Origin of the sequence: Pseudonocardia hierapolitana (assembly GCF_007994075.1) — a bacterium.
Taxonomy (GTDB): domain Bacteria; phylum Actinomycetota; class Actinomycetes; order Mycobacteriales; family Pseudonocardiaceae; genus Pseudonocardia; species Pseudonocardia hierapolitana.
In genome coordinates this window covers 251,290-276,373 of sequence record NZ_VIWU01000001.1, presented here as the reverse complement: position 1 = coordinate 276,373, position 25,084 = coordinate 251,290, and the positions used below count along the sequence as shown (strand labels likewise).

The 25,084-nt window shown below is 73.8% G+C and carries 23 protein-coding genes; 14 read left to right on the top strand and 9 right to left on the bottom strand.

The features are described 5' to 3' along the window. Positions 1–30: 30 nt before the first annotated feature. Both FHX44_RS01340 and FHX44_RS01335 read right to left on the bottom strand, forming a co-directional pair. Positions 31–4,725 (bottom strand): ATP-dependent helicase, encoded by a 4,695-nt coding sequence (locus FHX44_RS01340; RefSeq protein WP_147253773.1) that lies wholly within the window; start codon positions 4,723–4,725, stop codon positions 31–33. 79 nt (positions 4,726–4,804) lie between these two features. Continuing rightward, positions 4,805–5,731: a DMT family transporter gene (locus FHX44_RS01335; protein WP_147253772.1), complete on the bottom strand. Its 927-nt coding sequence runs from the start codon at positions 5,729–5,731 to the stop codon at positions 4,805–4,807. 40 nt (positions 5,732–5,771) lie between these two features. Here FHX44_RS01335 and FHX44_RS01330 point away from each other — a divergent pair, with 40 nt between their 5' ends. Beyond that, entirely contained in the window at positions 5,772–6,329 is a 558-nt protein-coding gene (locus FHX44_RS01330) for a TetR/AcrR family transcriptional regulator (RefSeq protein ID WP_147253771.1), read from the top strand. On the opposite strand, the gene FHX44_RS01325 is transcribed toward FHX44_RS01330, so the two are convergent. Further along, complete coding sequence (locus FHX44_RS01325; protein WP_147253770.1) at positions 6,315–7,061, bottom strand: arginase family protein; 747 nt, start codon at positions 7,059–7,061, stop codon at positions 6,315–6,317. The two genes, FHX44_RS01330 and FHX44_RS01325, sit on opposite strands and share 15 nt — an antisense overlap. A gap of 92 nt (positions 7,062–7,153) precedes the next feature. Here FHX44_RS01325 and FHX44_RS01320 point away from each other — a divergent pair, with 92 nt between their 5' ends. The 7 genes from FHX44_RS01320 to FHX44_RS01290 all read left to right on the top strand — a co-directional run bounded on the left by FHX44_RS01320 (position 7,154) and on the right by FHX44_RS01290 (position 14,230). Further along, positions 7,154–7,963, top strand: coding sequence for an ArsR/SmtB family transcription factor (locus tag FHX44_RS01320; RefSeq protein ID WP_147253769.1), 810 nt, complete (start codon positions 7,154–7,156; stop codon positions 7,961–7,963). A gap of 3 nt (positions 7,964–7,966) precedes the next feature. Further along, positions 7,967–8,440, top strand: a complete 474-nt coding sequence (locus tag FHX44_RS01315) for an SRPBCC family protein (RefSeq protein WP_147253768.1) — start codon at positions 7,967–7,969, stop codon at positions 8,438–8,440. Between the two features lie 199 nt (positions 8,441–8,639). Then, positions 8,640–10,055: a hypothetical protein gene (locus tag FHX44_RS01310; RefSeq protein WP_147253767.1), complete on the top strand. Its 1,416-nt coding sequence runs from the start codon at positions 8,640–8,642 to the stop codon at positions 10,053–10,055. Between the two features lie 20 nt (positions 10,056–10,075). Next, positions 10,076–10,882: an SDR family NAD(P)-dependent oxidoreductase gene (locus FHX44_RS01305; RefSeq protein ID WP_147253766.1), complete on the top strand. Its 807-nt coding sequence runs from the start codon at positions 10,076–10,078 to the stop codon at positions 10,880–10,882. 48 nt (positions 10,883–10,930) lie between these two features. Continuing rightward, entirely contained in the window at positions 10,931–12,169 is a 1,239-nt protein-coding gene (locus tag FHX44_RS01300) for an MFS transporter (protein ID WP_147253765.1), read from the top strand. Between the two features lie 61 nt (positions 12,170–12,230). Beyond that, positions 12,231–13,328, top strand: a complete 1,098-nt coding sequence (locus FHX44_RS01295) for a Gfo/Idh/MocA family protein (protein ID WP_147253764.1) — start codon at positions 12,231–12,233, stop codon at positions 13,326–13,328. After that, positions 13,325–14,230, top strand: a complete 906-nt coding sequence (locus FHX44_RS01290; RefSeq protein ID WP_147253763.1) for a DUF6807 domain-containing protein — start codon at positions 13,325–13,327, stop codon at positions 14,228–14,230. The genes FHX44_RS01295 and FHX44_RS01290 overlap by 4 nt, the downstream gene beginning before the upstream one ends. 26 nt (positions 14,231–14,256) lie before the next feature. Here the strand turns inward: FHX44_RS01290 and FHX44_RS43725 are convergent, their stop codons facing one another. Together FHX44_RS43725 and FHX44_RS01285 are read right to left on the bottom strand one after the other, a co-directional pair. Further along, complete coding sequence (locus tag FHX44_RS43725; protein ID WP_281287970.1) at positions 14,257–14,385, bottom strand: hypothetical protein; 129 nt, start codon at positions 14,383–14,385, stop codon at positions 14,257–14,259. Positions 14,386–14,572: 187 nt separating this feature from the next. Then, entirely contained in the window at positions 14,573–15,874 is a 1,302-nt protein-coding gene (locus FHX44_RS01285) for a CoA transferase (protein WP_212612287.1), read from the bottom strand. 28 nt (positions 15,875–15,902) lie between these two features. Between FHX44_RS01285 and FHX44_RS01280 the strand changes: the two genes are divergently transcribed. Then, positions 15,903–16,097, top strand: coding sequence for a DUF3046 domain-containing protein (locus FHX44_RS01280; RefSeq protein WP_147253762.1), 195 nt, complete (start codon positions 15,903–15,905; stop codon positions 16,095–16,097). Between the two features lie 41 nt (positions 16,098–16,138). Here FHX44_RS01280 and FHX44_RS01275 read toward each other — a convergent pair whose 3' ends face one another. Further along, positions 16,139–16,525, bottom strand: a complete 387-nt coding sequence (locus tag FHX44_RS01275; RefSeq protein ID WP_147253761.1) for a VOC family protein — start codon at positions 16,523–16,525, stop codon at positions 16,139–16,141. Positions 16,526–16,569: 44 nt separating this feature from the next. Further along, positions 16,570–17,277 carry a helix-turn-helix transcriptional regulator gene (locus FHX44_RS01270; RefSeq protein ID WP_212612286.1) on the bottom strand — a complete coding sequence of 236 codons (708 nt, stop codon included), beginning with the start codon at positions 17,275–17,277 and terminating at the stop codon, positions 16,570–16,572. A gap of 229 nt (positions 17,278–17,506) precedes the next feature. Here FHX44_RS01270 and recA point away from each other — a divergent pair, with 229 nt between their 5' ends. Then, on the top strand, positions 17,507–18,547 hold the full coding sequence (recA, locus tag FHX44_RS01265) for a recombinase RecA (RefSeq protein WP_147253759.1): 1,041 nt from the start codon (positions 17,507–17,509) through the stop codon (positions 18,545–18,547). A 2-nt stretch (positions 18,548–18,549) separates the two neighbouring features. Next, entirely contained in the window at positions 18,550–19,776 is a 1,227-nt protein-coding gene (locus tag FHX44_RS44000) for a regulatory protein RecX (protein WP_212612285.1), read from the top strand. 41 nt (positions 19,777–19,817) lie between these two features. Here FHX44_RS44000 and FHX44_RS01255 read toward each other — a convergent pair whose 3' ends face one another. Next, a complete protein-coding gene (locus tag FHX44_RS01255) occupies positions 19,818–20,546 on the bottom strand; it encodes a mycothiol-dependent nitroreductase Rv2466c family protein (RefSeq protein WP_147253758.1) in 729 nt (242 codons plus the stop codon). A 90-nt stretch (positions 20,547–20,636) separates the two neighbouring features. Continuing rightward, positions 20,637–21,581 carry a LysR family transcriptional regulator gene (locus FHX44_RS01250; protein WP_147253757.1) on the bottom strand — a complete coding sequence of 315 codons (945 nt, stop codon included), beginning with the start codon at positions 21,579–21,581 and terminating at the stop codon, positions 20,637–20,639. A gap of 77 nt (positions 21,582–21,658) precedes the next feature. Between FHX44_RS01250 and FHX44_RS01245 the strand changes: the two genes are divergently transcribed. The 3 genes from FHX44_RS01245 to FHX44_RS01235 are packed head-to-tail and all read left to right on the top strand — an operon-like array spanning position 21,659 to position 25,057. Then, entirely contained in the window at positions 21,659–22,369 is a 711-nt protein-coding gene (locus FHX44_RS01245) for a succinate dehydrogenase cytochrome b subunit (RefSeq protein WP_170308725.1), read from the top strand. A gap of 1 nt (position 22,370) precedes the next feature. Then, on the top strand, positions 22,371–24,314 hold the full coding sequence (locus tag FHX44_RS01240) for a fumarate reductase/succinate dehydrogenase flavoprotein subunit (protein ID WP_147253756.1): 1,944 nt from the start codon (positions 22,371–22,373) through the stop codon (positions 24,312–24,314). After that, a complete protein-coding gene (locus FHX44_RS01235; RefSeq protein ID WP_147253755.1) occupies positions 24,311–25,057 on the top strand; it encodes a succinate dehydrogenase/fumarate reductase iron-sulfur subunit in 747 nt (248 codons plus the stop codon). Before FHX44_RS01240 ends, FHX44_RS01235 begins: the two co-directional genes overlap by 4 nt. The last annotated feature ends 27 nt before the right edge of the window (positions 25,058–25,084 follow it).

Genomic DNA, 25,084 nt, shown 5'->3' with positions numbered 1-25,084 from the left:
CCCGCGGGTGGCTCGACCACCCACCGGTCGTCAGGCCCGCAGCCGCAACCCCTTCGGCGTGACGCGGAACCCGGCCTCGGTGAGCACGTCCGCCAGGTCGGATCCCAGCGAGCCGACCCCGTCGGCGCGCTCCACCGCCAGGCTCCCGAGCCACCCCTCGTGCACGGCGCCGGCGAGGGCGTGGGCGGCCGCGACGAGCTCCTCCCGCTCCGTCCCGAACGACAGCAGGGACTTCCCGCCCCGCTCGACGTACAGCACCGGGGCACCCTCGACGAGCACCACGAGCGCACCCGCCTTGCGGCCGGGGCGGTGCTTGCTCTCGCCAACCGTGGCGGGCCACGGAAGAGCAGCCCCGTAGGGCTGGGCCGGGTCGGCGGCGGCGAGCACCACGCTGGAGGGCCGCGCCTGCGGGCCGCCCTCGGGACGCGACAGCGCCCGCAGCCGGTCGATCGCGCCGGGTACCGCGAACTGAGCGGCCCCGAGCCCTTCGACGACGTACCCGCGGCGGGCGCGGCCGGAGTCCTCCATCGCCCGCAGCACGCGGTAGACCCCGGCGAACCCGCCGCTCAGGCGCTCGGTGCCGAGCGCGCCGCGGGTGAGCACGCCGTGGCGTTCGAGGAACGCCTCGGCGCGGGCGTGGGCCCGGCGGGTGGGATCCGGCTCGCGTGCGACGGCGAGCGACCAGCGCCCGCCGACCGACGGCGGGCCGGTGCGGGTGGGCATGGCGGGGCGTCCGGCGCGCAGCTGCGCGTACCGGCCGCGGCCCGGGCCGCGCCGCGTGCGGTGGGCGGGCGCCGACCGGCCGCCGCCCCCGAGCCGGCCGCGCAGGGGCGCGAGCGTGTCGTTGGTGAGCAGCCCGGCCCAGACCAGGTCCCAGACCGCGCCGACAACCGCGTCGTCGGCCGGCGCCTGTTCCCCGGCGTCGAGCAGGGTGCGCGCCGCGCGGTCGGCGAGCTCGCGGAAGAAGAGCGCGCCCCCGCCGACGGGTGGGGCGTCGAGGTCGGGAAGGCCCAGCGCGGCCAGGACGGCGCGGTGCAGCGGGGTGGCCGCCGTGTCGGGTTCGGGCTCGGGCAGCAGCAGGTCGGCCACATCAGCCGGAGCGACGGCGAGCCAGCCATCGGTGCCGCCGAGCGGACCGCAGCCGGTCCAGGTGACCTCGCCCGCCGCGGTGAGCTCGTCGAGCAGCGCGGGCGTGTACCCGGGCAGCCGAGCGGGCAGGATCAGCGACTCCAGCGCGCTGGCCGGCAGCGGTGCCCCGGCGAGCTGCTCGACGACCCCGAGCACGTCCTCCGCGCCCGGAGCCCGGCGCATCCGGCCGCGTCGATCCCCGCCCGGCGCGGCCTGGACGCCCTGCCACGCGGGCAGGAACCGGCCGAGTGCCTGCTGCTCCACGGGCTCGACCTCGGCCCGCAGCCGCGCGAGCGACGCCCGCCGCAGCCGGCGCAGCACCTCGGCGTCGCAGTACTCGACGGGGTCGACGGCATGGGCACCGACGGGCTGCAGGGCGAGCGGGCGCAGCTCGCCGCGCACCAGCCGTCCCGCGCCGACGAGCCGGTCGAGCACGCCCGCGACGACCGCGACCCCGAGCCCGAAGCGGGCGGCGCACTCGGCCGCTGCGAACGGCCCGCGGGTGCGGGCGTAGCGCAGCACGAGGTCGCCGAGCGGGTCGGCGACCGGCTCGGTGAACGTCTCCGGCACCCCGACCGGGAGTGCGGCGCCGAGCGCGTCACGGATCCGTCCGGCGTCCTCGATGGCCAGCCAGCGTTCCTCACCCGCGATGCGTACGCGGATGGAGCGGCGAGCGGCCTCCAGCTCGTGGAGCCACTCCTCGGACACCCCGCGCGCAGCCGCTTCCTCGGTGGTGAGGTCGCCGAGGAACCGGAGCAGGTCGGCCGCGCCTTCCGCGTCGCGGACGTGCCGGTCGGGCGCGAGCCGCTGCAGTTGCGCCTCGACCTCCGCCACCACCTCCGGCTCGAGCAGCTCGCGGATGGCCTCCGACCCGAGCAGCTCGGCGAGCAGCGTGGAGTCGAGCGAGAGCGCCGCGGCCCGGCGTTCGGCGAGCGGGGCGTCGGACTCGTAGAGGAACATCCCGACGTAGCCGAAGAGCAGGCTGCGCGCGAACGGCGACGGCGCCGGGGTGGTCATCTCGACCACGCGCACCTTGCGCGACTGCACGTCGCCCATCAGCTCACGCAGGCCGGGCAGGTCGTACACGTCCTGCACGCACTCGCGCATCGCCTCCAGGGTGACCGGGAACTGCTCGTAGCGCCCCGCCACCGTGAGCAGCTGCGACGCGCGCTGGCGCTGTTGCCAGAGCGGGGTGCGCCGGCGTGGGTCGCGGCGGGGGAGGAGCAGCGACCTCGCCGCGCACTCCCGGAACCGGGACGCGTAGAGCGACGAGCCGCCCAGCTCGGCGACGACGACCTGCTCCACCTCGGCCGGGTCGAGCAACACGTCCTCGGCGGTGGGCGTGACCTCGGCGCCGGAGTCGTCGACGGCGTCGGGCAGCCGCAGCACGATCCCGTCGTCGGCGGCCGAGGCGTGCACCTCCACCCCGCGCCGCTCCCGCATCCGGGCCGCGATCGCGAGCGCCCACGGCCCGTTGACCTTGGACCCGAACGGCGAGTGCACGACCAGGCGCCAGTCGCCCAGCTCGTCGCGGAACCGCTCGACGAGAATGGTGCGGTCGCTCGGCACGTGGCGGGTGGCCTCGCGCTGCTCGTGCAGGTAGGCGACGAGGTTGTCGACCGCCCACGCGTCGAGACCCGCGGCCGTGGCCCGCTCGCGCGCGGCCTCCTCCGACAGGCCCGCCATCTCCCGCACGAACGCCCCGACAGCCCGGCCGAGCTCCAGCGGTCGCCCGATCTGCTCGCCCTTCCAGAACGGCATCCGCGCAGGCTGCCCCGGCGCCGGTGTGACGATCACGCGGTCGTGGGTGATGTCCTGGACCGTCCAGCTCGACGTGCCGAGCAGGAAGGTGTCGCCCACGCGCGACTCGTAGACCATCTCCTCGTCCAGCTCGCCGACGCGGGAGCCGCGCCCGTCGGCCCCGCCGGGCGTCATGACCGTGAACAGGCCCCGGTCGGGGATGGTGCCGCCCGAGGTGACGGCCAGGCGCTGCGCGCCGGGGCGGCCATGCAGGGTGTCGGTGACGCGGTCCCACGTGATGCGGGCGCGCAGCTCGCCGAACTCCTCGGACGGGTAGCGCCCCGCGAGCATGTCCAGCACCGCGTGCAGCGCCGACTCCGGCAGCGCGGCGAACGGCGCCGCGCGGCGCACCACCCGGGCGAGGTCGCCGAGCTGCCACGGTTCGAGGGCGGTCATCGCGACGACCTGTTGGGCCAGTACGTCGAGCGGGTTGCGCGGATAGCGCATCGACTCGATAGCACCCGACGTCATGCGCTCGGCGACGACCGCGCAGGACACGAGGTCTCCGCGGTACTTCGGGAACACGACCCCGCGGGAGACCGCGCCGACCTGGTGGCCCGCCCGCCCCACCCGCTGCAGCCCGGACGCCACGCTCGGCGGGGCCTCCACCTGCACGACGAGGTCGACGGCGCCCATGTCGATGCCCAGCTCGAGGCTGGACGTGGCCACCACGCAGGGCAGCCGGCCGCTCTTGAGCTCCTCCTCCACGAGCGTGCGCTGCTCGCGGGACATCGACCCGTGGTGCGCCTTCGCCACGGTGGGGAGCGCGCCGCCGCCGATGCCGGACTGGCCGATCGCCTCGGCCGGGAAGGTGTCGAGCACGGTGTCGAGATCAGCCGCCTCCTCGACCTCCTCCGCGGCCAGCTCGTTGAGCCGGGCCGTGAGCCGTTCGGCCAGCCTCCGCGAGTTGGAGAAGACGATCGTGGACCGGTGCTCGCGGACCAGCTGGAGCAGCCGCCGCTCCACCGCGGGCCAGATCGACGGCCGCTGGGCGGTGCCCGCCGCCGAGCCGATGACCTCCTCGTCGGAGCTGCCCACCGCGGGTTGCTCGTCGAGCGCCGCGAGGTCGGGCACCGGGACCTCGACGGACACCTCGATCGTCTTCGGGATGGGCGGCTGGATCACCTCCACCGGCCGCGCGCCCGCGAGGAACGTGGAGACCTCGTCGATCGGGCGCACGGTGGCCGAGAGCCCGATCCGCTGCGCGGGCTTCGTCAGCAGCTCGTCGAGCCGTTCGAGGGACAGCGCCAGGTGGGCGCCCCGCTTGGTGCCTGCGACGGCGTGCACCTCGTCGACGATCACGGTCTCGACGCCGCGCAGCGACTCGCGCGCAGCGGACGTGAGCAGCAGGAACAGCGACTCCGGCGTGGTGACAAGCACGTCGGGCGGGGTGCGGGCGAACTGGCGGCGTTCGTCGGCGGGGGTGTCGCCGGTGCGCATGCCGACCGCGATGTCGGGGACCGGCAGCCCGAGGCGGGTGGCGGCCTGGCGGATGCCGGCGAGCGGGGAGCGGAGGTTGCGCTGCACATCGACGGCGAGAGCCTTGAGCGGGGAGACGTACAGCACCCGGCACCGGTGGGCGGTGTCGGCCGGTGGCCCGGCGGCGAGGCGGTCGAGCGCCCACAGGAACGCGGCCAGGGTCTTGCCCGAGCCGGTGGGCGCGACGACGAGCGCGTGCCTGCCCGCCTGCGCCGCAGACCAGGCGCCCTCCTGGGCGGCGGTGGGCGCGGCGAAGGCCCCGCGGAACCAGTCCGCGGTGGCGGGGGAGAAACCGTCGAGCGCGCTCACGGGATCCATGATGCGCCCGCACCCCGACAGTCCCGGATGTGCGAGGCCTCCCCGAGGTTCAGGGAAGCCACGTTCCTGTCCTGACGGTTCAGGAAGGTGGCTTTCCTGAACTGCCGGGGCGAGCGGTCACCATGTCTCGATCGGGGGCGCGGGACGGCCTATCCCCGAGCGCGAGGGCGACGCCGACCGCGCACACCGCGACACCCGGCACGGCGAGCGGGCCGGGCACCTCGCCGAACATCACGAACGCCCACAGCATCGTGGTGGGCGGGGTCAGGTAGAGCAGCGTGCTCACCCGCACGGCGCCGCTGCGCCGCAGCACCAGCAGGTACGCGCCGTAGCCGCCGAACGACGACAGCACCACCACCCAGGCGACGGCCCACCAGAATCCCGGGTCGGCGGGCGGCCGCAGGTGCCCGCCGACCCCGGCCGCCGCGACGAAGACGCCCGCTGCGAGGACCGTCTGGGCGGTGAGGGATTCCAGGGGTGACTCGGCGGGACGCCACCGCCGTTCCAGGACCGTTCCGGTGGTGAGTGCCACCATCCCGCCGACGGGGAGCAGGAACGCCCACCACGGCGCGTCGCCCAGGCCGAGGTCGCCTGCCACGACCATGCCGACACCGACCAGGCCGAGCGCCAGCCCGACGCGACCGCGCGGCCCGGTGCGTTCGCCGAGCACGGGTCCGGCCGCGATGGCGACGAGCAACGGTTGCACGGAGGCGATCAGGGCCGTGGTGCCGGCGGGCACGCCGAGCCCGACACCGGTGACGACCCCGCCCAGGTACAGGCACTGGCAGAGCAGCCCGAGCGTGCCCTGGCGCAGCAGCGCCCGCAGGCGCAGCCGGGTGCCCAGCGCGGCGGCGAGCCCGGCCAGCACGGCGCCCGCCACGACATAGCGCCAGGCCAGCAGCGTGTCGGCGGGGGCGTAGCGGGTGCCCAGCTCCGCCCCGATGAAGCCGGAGCTCCACAGCACGACGAGTGCCGCGCCCGCCGCCGCGTCCGTCCGTCGATCCATGAGCTCGAGGTAACCACACCGGTCGGTATACTCGCAGTCTATGAGCACCGGTTTCGAGGTCGCACCGCTCACGCCCGCGGGGGAGCGGCTGCTCGACGCGGCGGCCGAGCTGTTCTACCGCCGGGGGATCCGCGCGGTCGGCGTGGATCTGATCGCCGACGTCGCGGGCACCACGAAGAAGACCCTCTACGACCGGTTCGGCAGCAAGGACGCGCTGGTCGCGCTGTACCTGCGGCGGCGGGCGTGGCGGTGGCAGGCGTTCGTCCGGGAGTACGTCGAGCGGGTGCCGCCGGGGCGGGAACGGGCGCTGGCCGTCTTCGGCGCGCTCGAGGAGTGGCTCGCCGAGCAGGACCGCGGCTGCGCGTTCGTCAACGCCCACGCGGAGATCGGCGGCACGGACCATCCCGGGGAGCCGGTCATCCGCGCCGAGAAGGCGGCGATGCGCGCCCTGTTCACCGAGCTCGTGGACGGCGCCGAGGACCTCGGTGCGCAGCTGCACGTGCTGTACGAGGGCGCGAACGTCGCCGTGACGGCAGGCGGGCAGGCCGATGCAATCGAGCAGGCCCGTCGCGCCGCCGCGCGCCTACTCGAGGCCTGACAGCGCCGCGACCAGTCCGGCGAGCTCCCGGTGGGTTCCGCTGCCGGGCCGGTAGGTGCACGCGATCCCCACCGCGGCGACGCCACCCGCGGCGACGACGGTCCGGACGGCCGCGGTCACCGCCGCGAGTGAGGGCCCGCCGGGCGCGGGGATCATCAGGCCCGGCAGGTCGTCGGGGTCGGTCACGTCGACGTCGACGTGCAGGTACACCGGCGCGGGCGGCAGCGCGTCGCCGACCTCCTCGACCGGCACCTGCCGGATCGCCGCGTGCGCGAGGTACTCCACCTCCGGCGGGTCCTGGTCGCGCGCGTCGACCAGCACGACGTCCCCTTCCGGGACCGGACGCAGCCCGAGCCGGTCGGGGGCGGTGCGGTCCGAGCCGCCCACCAGTTGGCGCACCGGGAACCCGCCCAGGTAGCCCGACGACGTCGTCTCCGGGGTCTGGACGTCCGCGTGGCCGTCGAACCAGACCACGCGCGGATCGTGACCGGCCCGCTGCAGGCCGGCGACGACTCCGAGCGAGGCGGTGCAGTCGCCCGACACGACGACCGGGACGCGGCCCGCTCGCACCTCGGCCGCGACGGCTTCCGCCACCTCGGCGTAGAGCAGCGCCATCCGCTCCCACGGCGACCCGGCCGGCAGGTCCGGTGCGATCGTGCGGTCGGCGGGGAGCGGGAGCTCCAGGGTGGGCAGGTGCTCGTCGAGGTGGAACGGGACGGCGATCACGGTCACGCCGCCAGTCTGCGCGCGCATTGACATGCAGCCAATTGGCTGCCTATCGTGGAAAGGCAGCCGAACGGCTGCATGACCGACCGGGGCAGGGGATGGACGAGATCTTCAAGGCGCTGGCCGACCCGAGCCGTCGCCGGCTCCTCGACAGCCTCAACGCGCGCAACGGGCAGCGGCTGACCGAGCTGTGCGCGGGCCTGGAGATGGCCCGGCAGTCGGTCAGCAAGCACCTCGCGGTGCTGGAGGGGGCGAACCTCGTGACCACCGTTCGCAACGGCCGGGAGAAGTTGCACTACCTCAACGCGGTGCCGATCCACGCGATCGCCGACCGCTGGATCCACCAGTACGACCGGCGGCGCGTCGAGGCGCTCGCCGACCTCAAACAGGCATTGGAGGAGTCACCGATGGGTGAGCCCGCCTTCGTGTACACCACCTTCATCAAGACCACGCCGGAGCAGCTGTGGAAGGCGCTCACGGACCCGGCGTTCACCCGCCGGTACTGGGGCATCTCGTTCGAGACCGACTGGCGTCCCGGGTCGGCCATGGTCTGGGAACAGGACGGGCAGCGGATCGTCGACCCCGACCAGGTCGTGCTGGAGGCCGAGCCGCACCGCAGGCTCGCCTACACCTGGCACACGCCCACGCCCGAGTGGGCGAGCCTGAACGGCATCGCCGACGACGTGCGCGCCACGCTCGCCGCCGAGAGCCGGTCGCGCGTGACGTTCGAGATCGAGCCGTTCGGGGAGACCGTCAAGCTCACCGTCGTCCACGACGACTTCCCCACCGACAGCACGATGCGGGCGATGGCGAGCACCGGCTGGCCGCACCTGCTGTCCGACCTCAAGACGCTGCTGGAGACCGGGACCACGCTTCCCCCGGTGCCGGCCGAGGCGTGGAGGAGCTGAGCGATGCCGAACGTCGAGGCTTCGACACTGATCCGCCGCCCGCCCGCGGGGGTCTTCACCGCGTTCGTCGATCCCGCGATCACCACCCGGTTCTGGTTCACCAGGAGCAGCGGCCCGCTCGCGCCGGGCGCCACCGTGCGGTGGGAATGGGAGATGTACGGCGTGACCGACACCGTGCTGGTGAAGGAGTTCGAGGCGCCCGAGCGGTTCGTCCTGACAACCGGTGGGGGTGACGGCCTGACCGTCGAGTTCCGGTTCACGCCGCGGGAGGAGGGGACGGTGGTCACGATCACCGAGTCCGGTTTCACCGGCTCGCTCGACGATCCGGGTTTCAGCGGCACCGGCGACGACGTGATCGAGTACATCGCCGGGTCCACCGGCGGATACACCACCGTCCTGTGCGCTGCGAAGGCCCTGCTCGAGCACGGGATCGAGCTGGGTGCCGTCCGCGACAAGCACCCGGACAACTGGGTGTGAGCAGTCGATCAGCCGATCGCACCCATTGCGCATCCCGTTCCATGAACGACACGCGCAATTCCTGACGCCCGGCCTGCCGCACCATTGTGATGTCGTGTGGCAACCTCGCCTTGCTCTTCCGTTCAGCCACGTGCTCGAGACGAGGAGTCGGCCGATGATCGATTTCGGTGCCCGGCGGTTGCCTTTTCATCCGGTCGGAATGGTCCTGATCATTTCGACGGTTCTCACCGGCGTGAGCCTCGCCGTCGCGACGGCCGGTCCGGACCGGGACGCGCGCACCGAGCTCGCGCGCTGGCTCGACGCGCTCGGCGAGAACACCCTGCCCGCCTGGTGGAGCACCACCTTGCTCATCACAGTGGCGCTCGTGTTCGCGGTGACTGGCGCGGCCGCGAGGGCAGGCGCGGTGGCCGGGGCGGGTGCCTGGTTCACGGCCGCCGGGATCGTCGGGGCGTTCTCCCTCGCCGAGCTCAGCGGGGTGCACCGCAGGCTAGGCGGCATCGGCCGTCTCGTGCTCGGAGAGGAGGCGCTCACCCGGAACTGGTTCACGACGGCCGCCGTCCTGGTGCCGGTGCTCGCCGGGGTGCTGATCCTGCTCGCGGCACGGGTCGGCGCCCCGTCGGGCCGCCTGATGGTGGGCGGTGGCGTGGTGCTCCTGGTGTCGGCCGTGGCCGGGGCGTTCCTCGCCGCCCTGCTCGGCGGGCATGCCGAGCCCGCAGCCGTGATCGTCGCGCACCTCGGGGAGCTGGGCGGGAACGTCGGTGCCGCGCTGATGGCGGCAGCCGCGGGTCGGGCGCTGGTCCTGGTCCGCCACCGCGACGGGCTCGCGGTGCGGCACCGCGCTGCGGTCCCCGGCAGCGAGGCCGTGCCGATGCGCCCGACGGCGGTCTGGTGGTGGCTCGGCGGGGTCAGCGTGGCCCTGACGCTGCTCAGCCTCGGCTTCGTACTCGCCGATCCCGCGCATCCCGCGTGGCGCGCGCTGCGCCTGTTCGTCGACGTGCTCGTCGAGCACAACCTGCCCACCTGGTGGAGCGTGGCGTTGCTGGCCACGGCGGCGCTCGCCCACTTCGCCACGTTCGTGGTCGCGCGGAACGCCGGGGCGCCCGGCGCCGCGTACTGGCTCGTCACCGCGGCCGTGCTCGCCTTCCTCTCGCTGGACGACCAGAGCCAGCTGCACGAGCGCTCCGAGGAGCTGGGGCGGCTCGTGGTCGCCGAGACCGGCGACTTCCCGTTCTACTGGCTGATCCCGGGGACGCTCGCAGGCCTGGGCGTCGCCGTGGCGGTGACGATGCTCGCCGTCCGGGTCCACGCCCGTGCCCGTGCGCTGCTGATCGGGGGCATCGGGCTGATGCTCGCCGCCGGGCTCGGCCTCGAGGTCGTCCAGGGCATGTTCATGGCGGCGGGGAACGAGGGGATTGGCTTCGTCATGGGCTACCACGTCGAGGAGCTCGCCGAGGGCGTCGGGGTGATCCTCCTGATCGGGGCGGCGGCCGCGATGACCCGGCTCTCGCGCGACGGGGGCCTCTCGCTGACCTACGCCGACCACCCCGAACGGAGCGATCGGCGGAAATCGGACGCCGGTGTCCCGGGTCCGATTTCCGCCGGAACCGGTGGCTGACCGGCACCAGGCTCGTCGGCATGGAACTGGATTTCACCGGAAAGGTCGCCGTCGTCACCGGCGGCAGCAAGGGCATCGGCCTCGCGACGGCGCGCACCCTGCGCGCCGAGGGTGCCCACGTCGTCGCGGCCTCGCGGAAGAGCAGCCCGGAGCTCGACGCGCTCGCGGGCCCCGGCCTCGTGCACTTCCCCGCCGACCTCACGGATCCGGACGCGCCGGCCGCCGTCGTCGCGCACGCCGTGGAGATCTTCGGCGGCCTGGACGTCCTCGTCAACAACGCGGGCGGGCCGCCGCCCGGCGCGACCCTGCCCCGCTTCTCCTTCCTCCCGCTCACCGACGCCGACTGGCGGGACATGTTCGAGTTCAACCTGCTCTCGGCCGTGCGTGCGATCCGGGCCGCGATCCCGGTGATGGTGGGGCGCGGTGGTGGGTCGATCGTCAACGTGTCGTCCGCCGTGGCGCGCCAGCCCGGCGCGATGAACGCCGACTACGCCGCGGCGAAGGCGGCGCTCACCACCCTCACGAAGGCGCTGTCCGAGGAGTTCGCGCCCCAGGGCGTGCGGGTGAACAGCGTCTCGCCGGGACCGGTGCGCACGCCGTGGTGGACGGACGAGGGCGGCGCCGCGGACGTCCTCGCCGCCGCGTTCGGTGCCGACCGCGACGCGGTGCTGGAACAGGTGGCGCCGGAGGCGATGGCCGTGCGGACGGGGCGGCTGCTCGACCCGCAGGAGATCGCCGACATGATCGCGTTGCTCGCCTCGCCCCGCTCGGCCAGCACGACCGGAGCGGACGTCCTCGTCGACGGCGGCTTCCACAAGGCCGTCTAGATCGAGAACCGCCTGGCGTAGCAGGCGTCCGCCCACCAGGATCAGGGAGTGCCCGCCCAGATCGCCCTCCAGCGCCGGATCCTCGTCGTGCTCGCCGCGGCACAGGTGCTCGGCGGGGTCGGGGTGGCCACCACGATCGCCGTCAGCTCGCTCGTCGCCAGCCGGCTCTCCGGGTCGGAGGCGGTGGGCGGGCTGGCGCAGACCGGCATCGTGCTCGGCGCCGCCGCGGCGTCGTTCGTCGTCTCGCGGGTGGCGACGCGCTCGGGACGGCGGCCCGCGCTGAGCGCCGGGTACGCCGTGGCGGCGCTCGGCGGGACGGCGGCGGTGGTCGCCGTGTCGGTGGGCAGCGCGCCCGCCCTGCTCGTCGCGCTCGTGCTCGTCGGGTCGGCCACGGCGGCCGGGCTGGCCGCCCGCTTCGCCGCCACGGACCTCGCAGCCCCCGAAGGCAGGGCCCGCGCTCTCGCCATGGTCGTCTGGGCCACCACGGTGGGAGCGGTGGCAGGCCCCAACCTCGCCGGTCCGGTCCAGGGGGTGGCCGGTGCGATCGGGCTCGAACCGGCTACCGGCCCGTTCCTGCTGTGCGCCTGCGCCTTCACGCTCGCCGCGTTCGGCACGTGGGTGGGCCTGCGGCCGGACCCGCTGCTGCTCGCCCGCGGTGCTGCGACGCCGGACACCGGCCCGCCACCGCGCGCGGCCGAGGTGCGGGCCGCGCTCCTGGCCTCACCCGGCGCGCTGCTCGGGCTCGGCGGGATCGTCGTGGGTCACCTGATCATGGTCGGGCTGATGTCGATGACACCGGTGCACATGGACCACGGCGGCGCGACGCTCGCGGTCGTCGGACTGGTGATCAGCCTGCACGTCGCAGGCATGTACGCGCTGAGCCCGCTCTTCGGCTGGCTCGCCGACCGCGTGGGCCGCCCCCCGGTGCTCGCGCTGGCCGCCGCGCTGCTGCTCGGGGCAGGCGTGCTGAGCGCGCTGGCCGGACCGGCCGACACGTGGCTGCTCACCGCGGGGCTCGTGCTGCTCGGGCTCGGCTGGTCGGGCGGCCTCGTCGCCGGGTCGGCGCTGCTCAGCGAGTCCGTGCCGATCCGGGTGCGCGCCGGCGTGCAGGGCCTGTCCGACGTCGCGATGAACGTCAGCGGCGCCGTCGGGGGCATCGCGGCCGGGGTCGTGGTCGCCGGCGTGTCGTACGCGGCGCTCGGGGTGGCGGCCGCCGTGATCGCCGTCCCCTACCTGGTGGCCGCCAGCTCGGCCGGGCGGCGCACGGCCCGGCAAGCGCTTTCTTGACAGTTCGCTCCCGCGACGGCGAGGCTGCGTGCGCTCGCAGGTGGGCAGCCGAGGGAGTCGCATGAGCACGAGGTACCGGGTCGCGATCGTCGGGGCAGGCGGGATCGCCGCGGGCCGGCACATGCCGGCACTGCGCGACCACCCCGACCGGGCCGAGGTGGTCGCGGTCGTCGACGCCGACGGGGACCGCGCCGCGGCGTTCGCGGCCGAGTGGGACATCGCACACCACGCCACCGACCTGACGGCCGCCCTCGAGGCGACTCGGCCGGACCTCGTGGTCGTCTGCACCCCGCCTGCCGCCCACCACGACGGGGTCCGGGCGAGCCTCGACGCCGGGGCATGGGTGTGGTGCGAGAAGCCGCCGGTGCTGTCGCTGGCCGAGTACGACGAGCTGGCCGGCCACGAGCGCCGCGGCGGCCCGTACGTCGGCTACGTGTTCCAGCACCGGTTCGGCTCGGCCGCGCAGACCCTGCGCCGGCAGATCGCCGACGGCACGCTGGGGCGGCCGCTCGTCGGCGTCTGCCACACGCTCTGGTACCGCGACCACGCCTACTACGCGGTGCCGTGGCGGGGGAAGTGGGAGACCGAGGGTGGCGGCCCGGCGATGGGGCACGGCATCCACCAGATGGATCTCCTCCTGTCGCTGCTCGGCGACTGGCGCGAGATCCGCGCGATGATGGGCACGCTCGACCGCGACGTCGCCACCGAGGACGTCTCCATCGCGGCGGTGGCGTTCGAGTCGGGGGCGCTCGTGTCGGTCGTCAACAGCGTGCTGTCGCCGCGGCAGGAGAGCTACCTGCGGTTCGACTTCACCGGCGCCACCGTCGAGGTCTCGCACCTGTACGGGTACGACAACTCCCACTGGACGTGGACGGCCCGCGACGGCGTCGACCCGGCGGGCTGGCTCCCCACCACCGACCTCGCGAGCTCCCACAGCGTCCAGCTCACGGCGTTCCTGGACGCGATGGACCGCGGCGAGCGTCCCCCCGCCAGCGGCGCCGACGGGAGGCGCAGCATGGAGCTGATCACCGGCCTCTACGAGTCGGCGATCACCGGCAGGCCCGTCTTCCGTAACGAGCTCGAGCCGCGCAACCCGTTCTACTACCGGCTCGACGGTGGCGGTCTCTACCGCCCCGAGCGCGCGGAGGCCGCCCGATGACCCCGCTCACCGTCACCCACGAGCACGGCACGGCGATCGGGGTCGCCGCGGGCGAGGTCGAGATCGCCCGTTACGTCTACGGCGAGGACATCGCCGCCTTCGAGGCGCCCAAGCCGTACCTGCACCCGATGCGGACGCTCACCGGCGGGCTCGTGTCCGCGTACCGGCCGAACGACCACCGCTGGCACAAGGGCCTGCAGATGACGTGGTCCCACGTGTCCGGGCAGAACTTCTGGGGCGGGAACACCTACGTCCACCCCACGGGCTACACGCCGAAGGACAACGTCGGGTCGATGCGGCACGACGCGTTCGGCCTCATCGAGCTGACCGGGGCCGAGCTGACCCTCTCCGAGGAGCTCACCTGGGTGGCCTCCACCGGCGAGGAGTGGGCCTCCGAGCGCCGCTCCCTGCGTTTCCACGGCGTCGACCCGGCGCAGGGCACGTGGGTGCTCGACGTCGCCACCGAGCTCACCACCACCCGGGACGAGGCGCTCGTGCTCGGCAGCCCCACGACGGCAGGCCGCCACAACGCCGGCTACACGGGCTGGTTCTGGCGTGGCCCGCGCGGCTTCACCGGCGGCGAGGTCATCGCGGCCGACGGGGGAGGCGGCCCGGAGACGATGGGCACCACCAAGTCGCCGTGGCTGGCCTACACGGGTCAGCACGACGAGGTCGACGGCGGCGCGACGCTCCTGCTCTTCGCGGGCACGACGAGCCGGGGCCGCATCACGTGGTTCGTGCGCAACGACCCGTTCCCGGCGCTCAACCCCTCGCCCGCGTTCCACGAGGAGATCGTCCTCCCGCCCGGCGAGTCGATCAGCCTCGCGCACCGGTTCGTCATCGCCGACCGGATCTGGACGCGCGCGGAGATCGAGGCGTTCGCCGCGGAGCACGCTCCCTGAGTCCACCCGCTGGTGATCCCCTGCGGTCAGCGGCGGCGGTTGTACCACCACCAGCGCAGGAGGACGACCAGCGACGCCAGCAGCCCGAACAGGATCACCAGCCGCCCGACCGGCGAGGAGAGGCCGGTGGGGTCCTGGGCGAGAACGGACATCACGGACACGACGCTACCGGCCCATCCGAGCTCGTGGCCATCGGCCGGGACCGGTTGATCATCGGACGGGTGCACGGGCGGCCGCATGCGGCCGCGGATGCACCAGGCCGGTGATCATCGGGGCGGGGCGGCCATCGGGGGTTCGGTGCCTCGTCGGCCGAATGCGGCCAGGAACGCACCCAACTGATGATCATCTGTCGGCGGTGCCGAACCAGCGGGCCGCGGCCGTCCCGTAGGACGGGGCCGGGGCGGGCCAGGTGAGCGGCGTCCCGGCCACCGCGCCCGGCGGGGCGGCGAGGGTGAGCCGTCCGGCCGGGGCGGCGAGGTCGACCAGGTGTGGCGCCGGGTCGATGTCGGGGATGGCCTCGGGCGTCTCGCGTGGGAGGGACTGCAGCCACGCCGCGGTTCCGGCCAGTGCGAGCCGGACGTGGTGGGTCCCGCCGCCGCGGCGCTGCTCGCCGAGCGCGAGGAGGGCGCCCGCCGCCGCCAGGTAGCCCGTGGCGTGGTCGAGCAGCTGGGCGGGCAGGGCGCCGGGAACGCCGCCGGTGCCCTCGGCGTGGGCGATCCCGCACGCGGCCTGCACGATGCTGTCGAAGCCTCGCCGGTGCGCCCACGGCCCCTCGTGACCCCACGCCGACAGCGTGACGACCACCAGGCCCGGGTGTCGCCGCGCCAGCTCGGCGGGGGCGAGGCCGAACCGGTCGAGCGCGCCGGGTCGGTAGCCGCTGACCACGACGTCGGCGCCGGCCAGCAGTTCCTCGAGCACCCGACCGTGCGTCGCGAGGTCCAGCAGGGCACTGCGCTTGCCGGGCAGCGTGTCGTAGGCCTGCAGCGGGATCTCGGGCCGGTCGGATGCGTCGAGGCGCAGGACGTCGGCGCCGTGGGCGGCCAGCGTGCGCGTCGCGACGGGCCCGGCGATCACCCGGGTGAGGTCGAGCACGCGCGGCCTGCGGGCCGGGCGCGGCGGGGCGTCGCCCAGCACGCGCCGCTCGACGAGCGGGGGCGGCGGGCCTGCGGTCGCGCGCCACACCTCCTCGGTGCGCACCGCGGCGCCGACGCCGCCCGCGGCGTGCAGCGCCGACTCCAGTTCGAGCGCACCGCGATCCGCGATCGCGGCCGGGACGTCGTCCTCCGTGCAGTCCAGGACGCGCAGGGCAGCGGCCCGGTGCCACGGGTAGTTGGCGTGCAGCCGCAGCCAGCCGTCCGACGTGCGGTGGAAGGCCGACAGGGGGTCGAACGGGCTGCCGACCGTCCGGCCGTCGAGCCGGAGGTGGCGCTCGCTGCGCAGGGCCACGCCGAGCGCACGGGTGTCGACGGCCACCGGCACGCCACGCGTCGCCGCCAGCAGGCTCGCACCGACCGCGGCGGCACCCACGGCGGTGACGGGGAAGGTCGAGCGCAGCACGGCGGGCGGCCCGGTGATCCGGAGCCGGGTGAGCTCGTCGGCGGCACCTCCGAGCGACGTCCACACGGCAGACAGCAGGTCCGGCACACCGGGAGCCTGCCACTACCGTGGTCGCGTGCGATTGACCTACTTCCGGGAGCTGATGGAGACCGAGTTCGGCGTCGCCCGCGCCGCAGCCGTCTCCCGCGACCACGTGTTCTCCGAGCTCGGCGGGCGCACGGTGGAGGAGGCCCTCGAGGCCGGGCTCGAGCCGCGCGAGGTGTGGAAAGCCGTCTGCGACGCCTACGACGTGCCGCTCGCGCGTCGCTGACGACGCGAGGGCCGGAGGCACCTCGGGCCCTCGCGTTCTCGTCAGGCGGGCGGGCTGAAGACGCCGAACCGGTTGCCGGACCGGTCGAGCAGGTGGGCGAATGCCAGCCCGTTCGGTGTGGTGACGGGCGGCACGAGGACCTTGCCGCCGAGCTGCTCGGCGTCGGCGCACACGGCCGCCACGTCCTCGACGAGCACGAAGAAGGTGGCGTGGTTCGCCGCGCCGCCGTCGGTGTGAGCGATGCCGCCCGCCGGCTGCCCGCCGCCGGCGTAGCTGACGAGGTCGTAGCCCGGCCCCGAGCTCGGGTCCGGGACGACGTTCCAGCCGAACAGGCCGCCGTAGAACTCCTGGGCGGCCGCGGGCTCGTCCGTCCCGATCTGGAACCAGGCGACGGTGTTGGGTGCGGGGGCGGTGGTGTTGTCGGTCATGGCGCCACCATCGACCTGCCCGGCGACAACCCCCTGTCGGTGTTTCAGACCAGGTTCAGCGCGCGGATGACCACGTCGTCCGGTACGTCGCACTTCAGCTCCTCGAAGCTGCGGTGCGGGGCGGGCTCGTCGAGCAGGACGGCGTGGCGGATCCGGTCGGTGCGGAACACCCGGCCCTCTCCCCGCAGGCGGCACCAGCCGAGGAAGTACCAGCAGCGGCTCCCCGCGGTGAACGAGACCGGCTCCACGACGCGTTCGGTGACCGCACCGGAGCGGTCGACGTACCCGATCCGGACGACGCGCCGCGTGGCCACGGCCTCCTCCAGCACCGCGGGCACCGATGCGCGCTCGCCGGGCTCCGTCGGCGACAGGAAGCGGATGCGATCGGCCAGCTCCTGGGCCGCGGCACCGTCGACGGCCGACATCGCCGCGAGGATCTTCCGGAGGGCGGTGCGTGCGGAACGGCCGTACGGCGACCCCTCGCTGCGGCTGAGGGTGATGGCGACCGCGACCGCCTCGGTCGGGGTGAAGTTGAGCGGCGGCAGGGTGCGGCTCTTGTCGAGGGTGTAGCCGCCGGTGCGGCCCACGTCGGAGTAGATCGGCACGCCGGCCTGCTGGAGCGCCGAGATGTCCCGCTCGACGGTGCGTGCGCTGACCTCGAACCGGGCTGCCAGCGCACGGGCGCTGAGGCGGCGGGGAGCGCATGCCCGCAACTCTTCGACCAGTGCGTACAGGCGATCGGTGCGGTTCACGCGCCGACGGTAGAGCGGGCCACCGACAACGGAGCGCGCCGGCGGGCGCGGCATGGTAACCGTCCGGCGTGTCCCGTAGTCGATCGAACAGGTGTTCGCTACGATTCCATTCACATCGCGGTGCGGCTGTCCACAGATCCTCACCGCCCACGCAGATCGTCGGTGGCGCCCCCTAACGTCGACGCCGACCCGAGAAGAGAAGTCCGAGCACTGAGGTGGAGACCCGGCGATGAGCACACCCGACCGCGAGAAGGCGCTGCAGCTCGCCCTCGCGCAGATCGAGAAGAACCACGGCAAGGGGTCGGTGATGCGCCTCGGCGACGACACCCGCCCGCCGATCGGAGTGATCCCCACCGGATCGATCGCGCTCGACCTCGCGCTCGGCGTGGGCGGCCTGCCCCGCGGTCGCGTCGTGGAGATCTACGGCCCGGAGTCCAGCGGTAAGACCACGGTCGCGCTGCACTCGGTGGCCAGCGCGCAGGCCGCGGGCGGCGTCGCGGCGTTCATCGACGCCGAGCACGCGCTCGACCCCGAGTACGCCAAGGCGCTCGGCGTCGACACCGATGCCCTGCTGGTCTCCCAGCCCGACACCGGTGAGCAGGCCCTCGAGATCGCCGACATGCTCATCCGCTCCGGTGCGCTCGACATCATCGTCATCGACTCGGTCGCGGCGCTCGTCCCGCGCGCGGAGATCGAGGGCGAGATGGGCGACAACCACGTGGGCCTGCAGGCCCGGCTGATGAGCCAGGCGCTGCGCAAGATCACGGGCGCGCTCAGCAACTCGGGCACCACGGCGATCTTCATCAACCAGCTGCGCGAGAAGATCGGTGTGATGTTCGGGTCTCCCGAGACGACGACGGGTGGAAAGGCCCTGAAGTTCTACTCGTCGGTCCGGCTGGACGTCCGCCGCATCGAGACGCTCAAGGACGGCTCCGACATGGTCGGCAACCGCACCCGCGTCAAGGTCGTCAAGAACAAGGTCGCGCCGCCGTTCAAGCAGGCCGAGTTCGACATCCTCTACGGCATCGGCATCAGCCGCGAGGGCTCGCTGATCGACGTGGGCGTCGAGCAGGCGATCATCCGCAAGTCCGGCGCCTGGTACACCTACGAGGGCGACCAGCTCGGGCAGGGCAAGGAGAACGCCCGCAAGTTCCTGCGTGACAACCCCGACGTCGCCAACGAGATCGAGAAGCGGATCAAGGAGAAGCTCGGGATCGGTGCCCAGGTCGACGCCGAGGTCGAGCCGCTGCCCGCTCCCGTCGACTTCTGAGCATGGCTGACGGCCGGCGCCCGCACGATCCGGCGGCCGACGGCAGGGTGGCCCGGTTCGACGGGATCGCCGCCGGGGGAGAGGGAAGCCCCAGCGCGCCGGTCGCGCGGTTCGGCGAGCTGCTCGCGGCCGAGGCGACTCCGGAACCTGCGGACGGCAGCCCGGTCCCGGTCGGGCCCGCCGATCTCCGCGAGCTCACAGGCGCGGGAAACGCTCCCGCTGCTCCGGTAGCCGACTTCGCCCCCCGCGCACCGGTCGACGGCGAGCCCACCGTCGGCGGGCGGCACGAGCGGCAGAGTGCGGCTGCCGGCGAGCCTGGCCCGATCGCGCTGTTCGACAACCCGTCGCTCGGGGCCGACCGAGACGATGTCGCCGTGGTCGAGCTCGGCCCCGGCGCCCTGAACCGGAGCGCCGCCCGCGGTGGTCGGCAACGGACGGGCGGCGGCGCCGCGCGGGGCGGCTCCCGCCGGGCAGCCGGCGCGCCCGGCCGCGAGCCGGAGCATCGCGGGGCGGGGGAGAACCGGGGTGCGCGAGGCCGGCGGCGCCCGACCTCGCCGGTCGAGCCGCCCACCCGGTCCGACCACGATCCCGGCCGGGACCCCGCCGCGGATGTCGATGAGTCGGACGGCCCCGCGAGGGCGGATGCGGACGAGCCGCGCGGGCGTCCGCGTGACCGGCGTGGACGCGGCCCCGAGGAGCTCGACCCCGACGCGGATCCGATCGCCGTCGCCCGCGAGGTGTGCCTGCGGCTGCTCACCGACCGCGCCCGCACCCGCCAGGAGTTGGCCCAGGCCCTGCGCCGCAAGGGCGTGCCGGACGACGCGGCGCACACCGTGCTGGAGCGGTTCGACGAGGTCGGCCTCATCGACGACGCCGCGTTCGCCGGGCAGTGGGTCCGCTCGCGCCACACCCACCGCGGGCTGGCGCGCCGCGCGATCGCCGTGGAGCTGCGCCGCAAGGGGGTGAGCGAGGAGGCCGCGGGCGAGGCGCTGGCGGAGGTCGACGCCGAGGCGGAGGAGCGCCGGGCCCGGGAGCTGGTCGACCGCAAGCTGCGGTCGCTCGCCGTCGGCACCAGCGAGCAGCGCGCCACCGCCGGGCGCCGCCTGGTCGGGATGCTCGCCCGCAAGGGGTACGGCGCCGGCATCGCCTACCGCGTGGTGAAGGAGGCGCTCGCCGAACGCGGAGCCGAGGTCGACGAGCTCGCCGACGGCGAGATCCCCGACGACTGAGGGCGATCCCGCGCGCCGGCCGGACTGCGGCGCCCGCGCGCCTACTTCTTCAGCCGCCGGCTGCCGCCGTGCCAGTCCTCCAGCTCACCGACCTCGCCGTCGCGCCAGCCGAGGGCGCGCAGCTGGACGCGTTCGCGGAGGCTGCGCTTCAGCTCGGCGAAGCCGGGGAAGCGGGTCAGGCCGATCACGTGATCCCACAGCTGTGCGGCCTGCTCCTCGGTCGGCAGCCGGCTGATCACCGGTCCGAAGAACGCGACGCCCTCCGGGGGCTCGAAGTGCAGGATCGGCGTGCCGACGTCCTTGCCCGTGAGCAAGAGCGCTTCGTCGGTCTCGGCCTTCAGTTCGGCGTCCCACGACGTGTCGTCCAGGGCGTCCGCGAGTGCGGGCGGCAGCCCGACCGAGGCCAGTACCGGCTCGACGAACTCGCGGGTGCCGCGGGACTTGCGCTCCGCGCCGTCGTTCGCGGCGTCCTCTCGATCGAAGATCTTCTCCCCGAGGGCCGCGTAGAGCGGCCCGATCGCCTCCCGCCCGTACTCCGCGCGGGTGCGGGCCGCCACCCGCAGCAGCCGCAGCCCGGACGTGTGGCCGGCCTCGTACTCCGGTGGGAAGTGCGCGGCGTAGTCCACGTCCGCGTTCACCAGCCGCAGCGAGATGAACCGCCAGTCGACGCGGTAGTCGCGCTGTGCCTGCACCATCCGCACCCATTTGCTGGTCATCCAGGCGAACGGACACACCGGGTCGAAGTAGAAGTGGATGTCCGCATCGGCCATCCGTCGACGGTAGTTCCGTTCCGCCGCGGGGGCAGCGTCAGGCGGGCGGCAGGAGCCCTCGCCGGGCACGTCTGCCCCCGGCCATCCCGGTCACTCGGTCGCGGGCCGCAGGACCTGCACGTCCCCGGTGAACCCGTCGCCCGCCGACAGGACGGCGAGGAACGACAGGAGGGAGGTGCGGAACGCGCGCATGGCGTGGGTGGGGGTGAGGTCGGCGCGCCGGGCGAGCGCCACGGTGCGGAAGAGGGGCGGGGTGAGCACGGTGCGGCGCAGCCGGGGGCGTCCGGCGAACACGAGGTCGGGCACCACGGCCACACCGGTGCCCGCCTCGACCATCCGCAGCACGGCGTCCATCTCCCCGCCCTCCACGGCGAACCGGGGCTCCACGCCTGCGTCGGCGAACGCCTGCAGGGTGGTTTCGCGGACGTCGTAGCCGCGGCGGGGCACCACGAGCGACCGGCGGCCGAGCTCCCTGATGCTCATCGAGCCGCGGGAGGCGGGCGAGCGCTCCGATGTGGGCGAGGCCACCGACAACCGCTCGCGCAGCACCGGGGTGGTGTGCAGGGCGGGGTCGACGCCCGTCGACGGCACGATCACCAGCGCCAGGTCCAGCTCACCGCGGGCGAGCGACCGCACCAGCGGCTGTGAGCCGTCCTCGACCAGCTCGAGCCGGATGTCCGGGTGCTGCTCGTGGAACACCCGGAGCACGTCGGCGAGCACCCCGATGCACAGCGACGGGGTGGCGCCCACCCGGACGCGCCCGCTGCGCAGCCCGACGATCTCCGCCACGGCGGTGCGTGCGCTGTCGGCATCGGCGAGCATCCGGCGGGCGAGCGGCAGGAGCGCCTCACCGGCCGGTGTGAGCACCGGTCCGTCGCGACCGCCGCGGTCCACCAGCTCGGCACCGAGCTCCGTCTCGAGCGCCTTGAGCTGCCGCGACAGCGTGGGCTGCGCCACGCCGACGGATTCCGCCGCTCGCGTGAAGCTGCGCACGTCGGCCACGGCCAGGAAGTACGCGAGCTGCGTGAACGTCACCGGCATAGCGTACGGCTATGGACTCTGGCCCTTCGATGCATTGGACGCTCGGAGGCTGCGCTACGGAGGCTGAGCGCATGGTGACCGTGCAACAGCGCCCCGCCGTGCGCGCGGGCCGTCCGCCGCGCCGCACGTCGGTCCAGCTCAAGTTCGTCATGGCGGTCACCGGCGCGGTGATGCTGCTCTATCTGGTGGTCCACATGGTGGGCAACCTGAAGATCTTCTTCGGTGCGGAGGCGATCGACACCTACGCGGCCTGGCTGCGGGAGGTGGGCGAGCCCGCGCTACCCCACGAGACGCTTCTCTGGCTGATCCGGATCGTGCTCGCCGCCTCGCTGGTCGGGCACGTCGTCTCGGCCACGATCCTTGCGCGGCGGGCCCGCCGGGCCCGCCCGGTGCGCTACGCCCACCGCACGCCGGTGCAGGGCAGCTACGCGGCCCGCACCATGCGCTGGGGCGGTGTGATCATCGCGCTGTTCGTCGTCTACCACCTGCTCGACCTCACGACCGGCACGCTCAACCCGCACGGCGTGCACGGCGAGGTCCACGCGAACGTCGTGGCCGACTTCGCTCCCGAGCGCTGGTACGTCACGCTCGTCTACACGCTCGCCGTGGTGGCTGTCGGCTTCCACGTCCGGCACGGCGTGTGGAGCGCCCTGCAGACGTTCGGCCGGTCCAGCGCTGCCACGCAGAAGACGCTCCAGGGCGTCGCCCTCGGGGTCGCGGTCGTGCTGGTGGCCGGTTTCCTCTCCGTCCCGTTCGCCGTGCTGACCGGATTGGTGGCCTGACATGGGTTCCTACTCCGACTTCATCGTCGGCTCGCCGCTGGTGGACACCGCGGCGCCCGACGGCCCGATCGAGACGCGCTGGGAGCGCCGCCGGTTCGGCGTCAAGCTGGTCAACCCGGCCAACAAGCGCAAGATGAAGATCATCGTGGTGGGCACCGGCCTCGCCGGTGGGTCCGCCGCGGCCACCCTCGCCGAGCTCGGCTACCAGGTCAGCTCGTTCTGCTACCAGGACAGCCCGCGCCGCGCGCACTCGATCGCGGCGCAGGGCGGCATCAACGCCGCGAAGAACTACCGCGGCGACGGCGACAGCATCCACCGCCTGTTCTACGACACGGTGAAGGGCGGCGACTTCCGCTCGCGCGAGTCGAACGTGCACCGGCTCGCCGAGATCAGCGTGCAGATCATCGACCAGTGCGTCGCCCAGGGCGTGCCGTTCGCGCGCGAGTACGGCGGCCTGCTCGACACGCGCTCATTCGGTGGTGCGCAGGTCTCCCGCACGTTCTACGCCCGCGGCCAGACCGGCCAGCAGCTCCTGCTCGGCGCGTACCAGGCCCTGGAGCGCCAGATCGACGCCGGGAACGTCACGATGTACTCCCGGCACGAGATGCTCGAGCTCATCATGGTGGACGGGCGGGCGCGCGGGATCGTCGCGCGCGACCTGGTGACGGGGGAGACCCGCAGCCACCTCGCCGACGCCGTCGTGCTCGCGTCCGGCGGCTACGGGAACGTCTTCTACCTCTCCACCAACGCCAAGGGCTGCAACGTCACCGCGAGCTGGCGGGCCCACCGCAAGGGCGCCCTCTTCGCGAACCCCTGCTACACCCAGATCCACCCGACGTGCATCCCGGTGAGCGGCGACCACCAGAGCAAGCTCACGCTGATGAGCGAGTCGCTGCGCAACGACGGCCGCGTCTGGGTGCCGCAGAAGGCGGGCGACACCCGCGCTCCGGCCGACATCCCGGAGGCCGAGCGCGACTACTTCCTGGAGCGCCAGTACCCGGCGTTCGGCAACCTGGTGCCGCGCGACATCGCCAGCCGGGCCGCCAAGAACGTCTGCGACGCCGGCCGCGGCGTCGGCCCGACCGGCCTGGGCGTCTACCTCGACTTCGCCGACGCGATCTCCCGGCTGGGCCGCCCGGCCGTGGCGGCGAAGTACGGGAACCTGTTCCAGATGTACCAGCGCATCACCGGCGAGGACCCCTACGAGGTCCCGATGCGCATCTACCCGGCCGTGCACTACACGATGGGCGGGCTGTGGGTCGACTACGACCTGCAGAGCAGCATCCCGGGCCTGTTCGTGGTGGGCGAGGCGAACTTCTCCGACCACGGAGCCAACCGCCTCGGCGCCTCCGCGCTGATGCAGGGCCTCGCCGACGGCTACTTCGTGCTGCCGAACACGATCGGCGACTACCTCGCCCGCGGCGTCGAGCCCGTCGCCGCCGACGCGCCGGAGGTGCGGGAGGCCGAGGCCGCCGTGGCCGGCCGCGTCGAGAAGCTGCTCTCCATCGACGGTGACCGCACCGTCGACTCCTTCCACCGCGAGCTCGGCCACCTCATGTGGGACCACTGCGGCATGGAGCGCACCGCGGAGGGCCTGCGCAAGGCGCTCGACCGCATCCCCGAGCTGCGGCGCGAGTTCTGGCAGAGCGTGAAGGTGCCCGGCGCGGCGGCCACGCTGAACCAGTCCCTCGAGAAGGCCGGCCGCGTCGCCGACTTCCTCGAGCTCGCCGAGCTCATGTGCCTCGACGCGCTCCACCGCGAGGAGAGCTGCGGCGGGCACTTCCGCGCCGAGTCCCAGACCGAGGACGGCGAGGCCGCGCGCAGGGACGACGAGTTCTCCTACGTCGCGGCCTGGGAGTTCACCGGTCAGGGCAGCGCCCCGGTCCTGCACAAGGAGGACCTGCACTTCGAGTACGTCACCCCGAGCCAGCGGAGCTACAAGTGAAGTTGAACCTGCGCATCTGGCGCCAGGACGGCCCCGAGGACAAGGGTCGCCTCGTCGCGTACCGCGTCGACGACGCCGACGAGGACATGTCGTTCCTCGAGCTCATCGACGTCCTCAACGAGAAGCTCATCCTCGACGGTGAGGAGCCGGTGGCGTTCGACCACGACTGCCGCGAGGGCATCTGCGGCGCCTGCAGCATGGTGATCAACGGTGAGCCGCACGGTCCGCAGAAGGCCACCACCACCTGCCAGCTGCACCTGCGGCACTTCCGCGACGGCGAGACGATCACGGTGGAGCCGTTCCGCGCGGCGGCGTTCCCGGTGGTGAAGGACCTGGTCGTGGACCGCACGGCGTTCGACCGCATCATCGCCTCCGGTGGCTACATCTCCGCTCCCACCGGTGCGGCGCCGGAGGCGCACTCCACTCCGGTGCCGAAGCCGAACGCCGACCGCGCGTTCACCGCGGCCGCGTGCATCGGTTGCGGGGCCTGCGTTGCCGCGTGCCCGAACGGGAGTGCGTCGCTCTTCCTCGGTGCGAAGATCACCCACCTCGGTGAGCTGCCGCAGGGTCAGCCCGAGCGGTCCGACCGCGTGATCCGCATGGTGAAGACCCACGACGCCGAGGGCTTCGGCGGGTGCACCAACACCGGCGAGTGCGCGGTGGCGTGCCCGAAGGAGATCCCGCTCGACGTGATCTCGCAGCTGAACCGGGACTACCTGGCGGCGACGACCCACCGGCGCTAGGCAGCTGATCAACAGGCCCGCTCGGCG

What these genes read in the sequence shown, in the direction of transcription:
- FHX44_RS01340 (WP_147253773.1), bottom strand. Translation starts at nt 4,725, where the DNA reads ATGGATCCCGTGAGCGCGCTCGACGGTTTCTCCCCCGCCACCGCGGAC.
- FHX44_RS01335 (WP_147253772.1), bottom strand. Translation starts at nt 5,731, where the DNA reads ATGGATCGACGGACGGACGCGGCGGCGGGCGCGGCACTCGTCGTGCTG.
- FHX44_RS01330 (WP_147253771.1), top strand. Translation starts at nt 5,772, where the DNA reads ATGAGCACCGGTTTCGAGGTCGCACCGCTCACGCCCGCGGGGGAGCGG.
- FHX44_RS01320 (WP_147253769.1), top strand. Translation starts at nt 7,154, where the DNA reads ATGGACGAGATCTTCAAGGCGCTGGCCGACCCGAGCCGTCGCCGGCTC.
- FHX44_RS01315 (WP_147253768.1), top strand. Translation starts at nt 7,967, where the DNA reads ATGCCGAACGTCGAGGCTTCGACACTGATCCGCCGCCCGCCCGCGGGG.
- FHX44_RS01310 (WP_147253767.1), top strand. Translation starts at nt 8,640, where the DNA reads ATGGTCCTGATCATTTCGACGGTTCTCACCGGCGTGAGCCTCGCCGTC.
- FHX44_RS01305 (WP_147253766.1), top strand. Translation starts at nt 10,076, where the DNA reads ATGGAACTGGATTTCACCGGAAAGGTCGCCGTCGTCACCGGCGGCAGC.
- FHX44_RS01295 (WP_147253764.1), top strand. Translation starts at nt 12,231, where the DNA reads ATGAGCACGAGGTACCGGGTCGCGATCGTCGGGGCAGGCGGGATCGCC.
- FHX44_RS01290 (WP_147253763.1), top strand. Translation starts at nt 13,325, where the DNA reads ATGACCCCGCTCACCGTCACCCACGAGCACGGCACGGCGATCGGGGTC.
- FHX44_RS01275 (WP_147253761.1), bottom strand. Translation starts at nt 16,525, where the DNA reads ATGACCGACAACACCACCGCCCCCGCACCCAACACCGTCGCCTGGTTC.
- recA (WP_147253759.1), top strand. Translation starts at nt 17,507, where the DNA reads ATGAGCACACCCGACCGCGAGAAGGCGCTGCAGCTCGCCCTCGCGCAG.
- FHX44_RS44000 (WP_212612285.1), top strand. Translation starts at nt 18,550, where the DNA reads ATGGCTGACGGCCGGCGCCCGCACGATCCGGCGGCCGACGGCAGGGTG.
- FHX44_RS01255 (WP_147253758.1), bottom strand. Translation starts at nt 20,546, where the DNA reads ATGGCCGATGCGGACATCCACTTCTACTTCGACCCGGTGTGTCCGTTC.
- FHX44_RS01245 (WP_170308725.1), top strand. Translation starts at nt 21,659, where the DNA reads ATGGTGACCGTGCAACAGCGCCCCGCCGTGCGCGCGGGCCGTCCGCCG.
- FHX44_RS01240 (WP_147253756.1), top strand. Translation starts at nt 22,371, where the DNA reads ATGGGTTCCTACTCCGACTTCATCGTCGGCTCGCCGCTGGTGGACACC.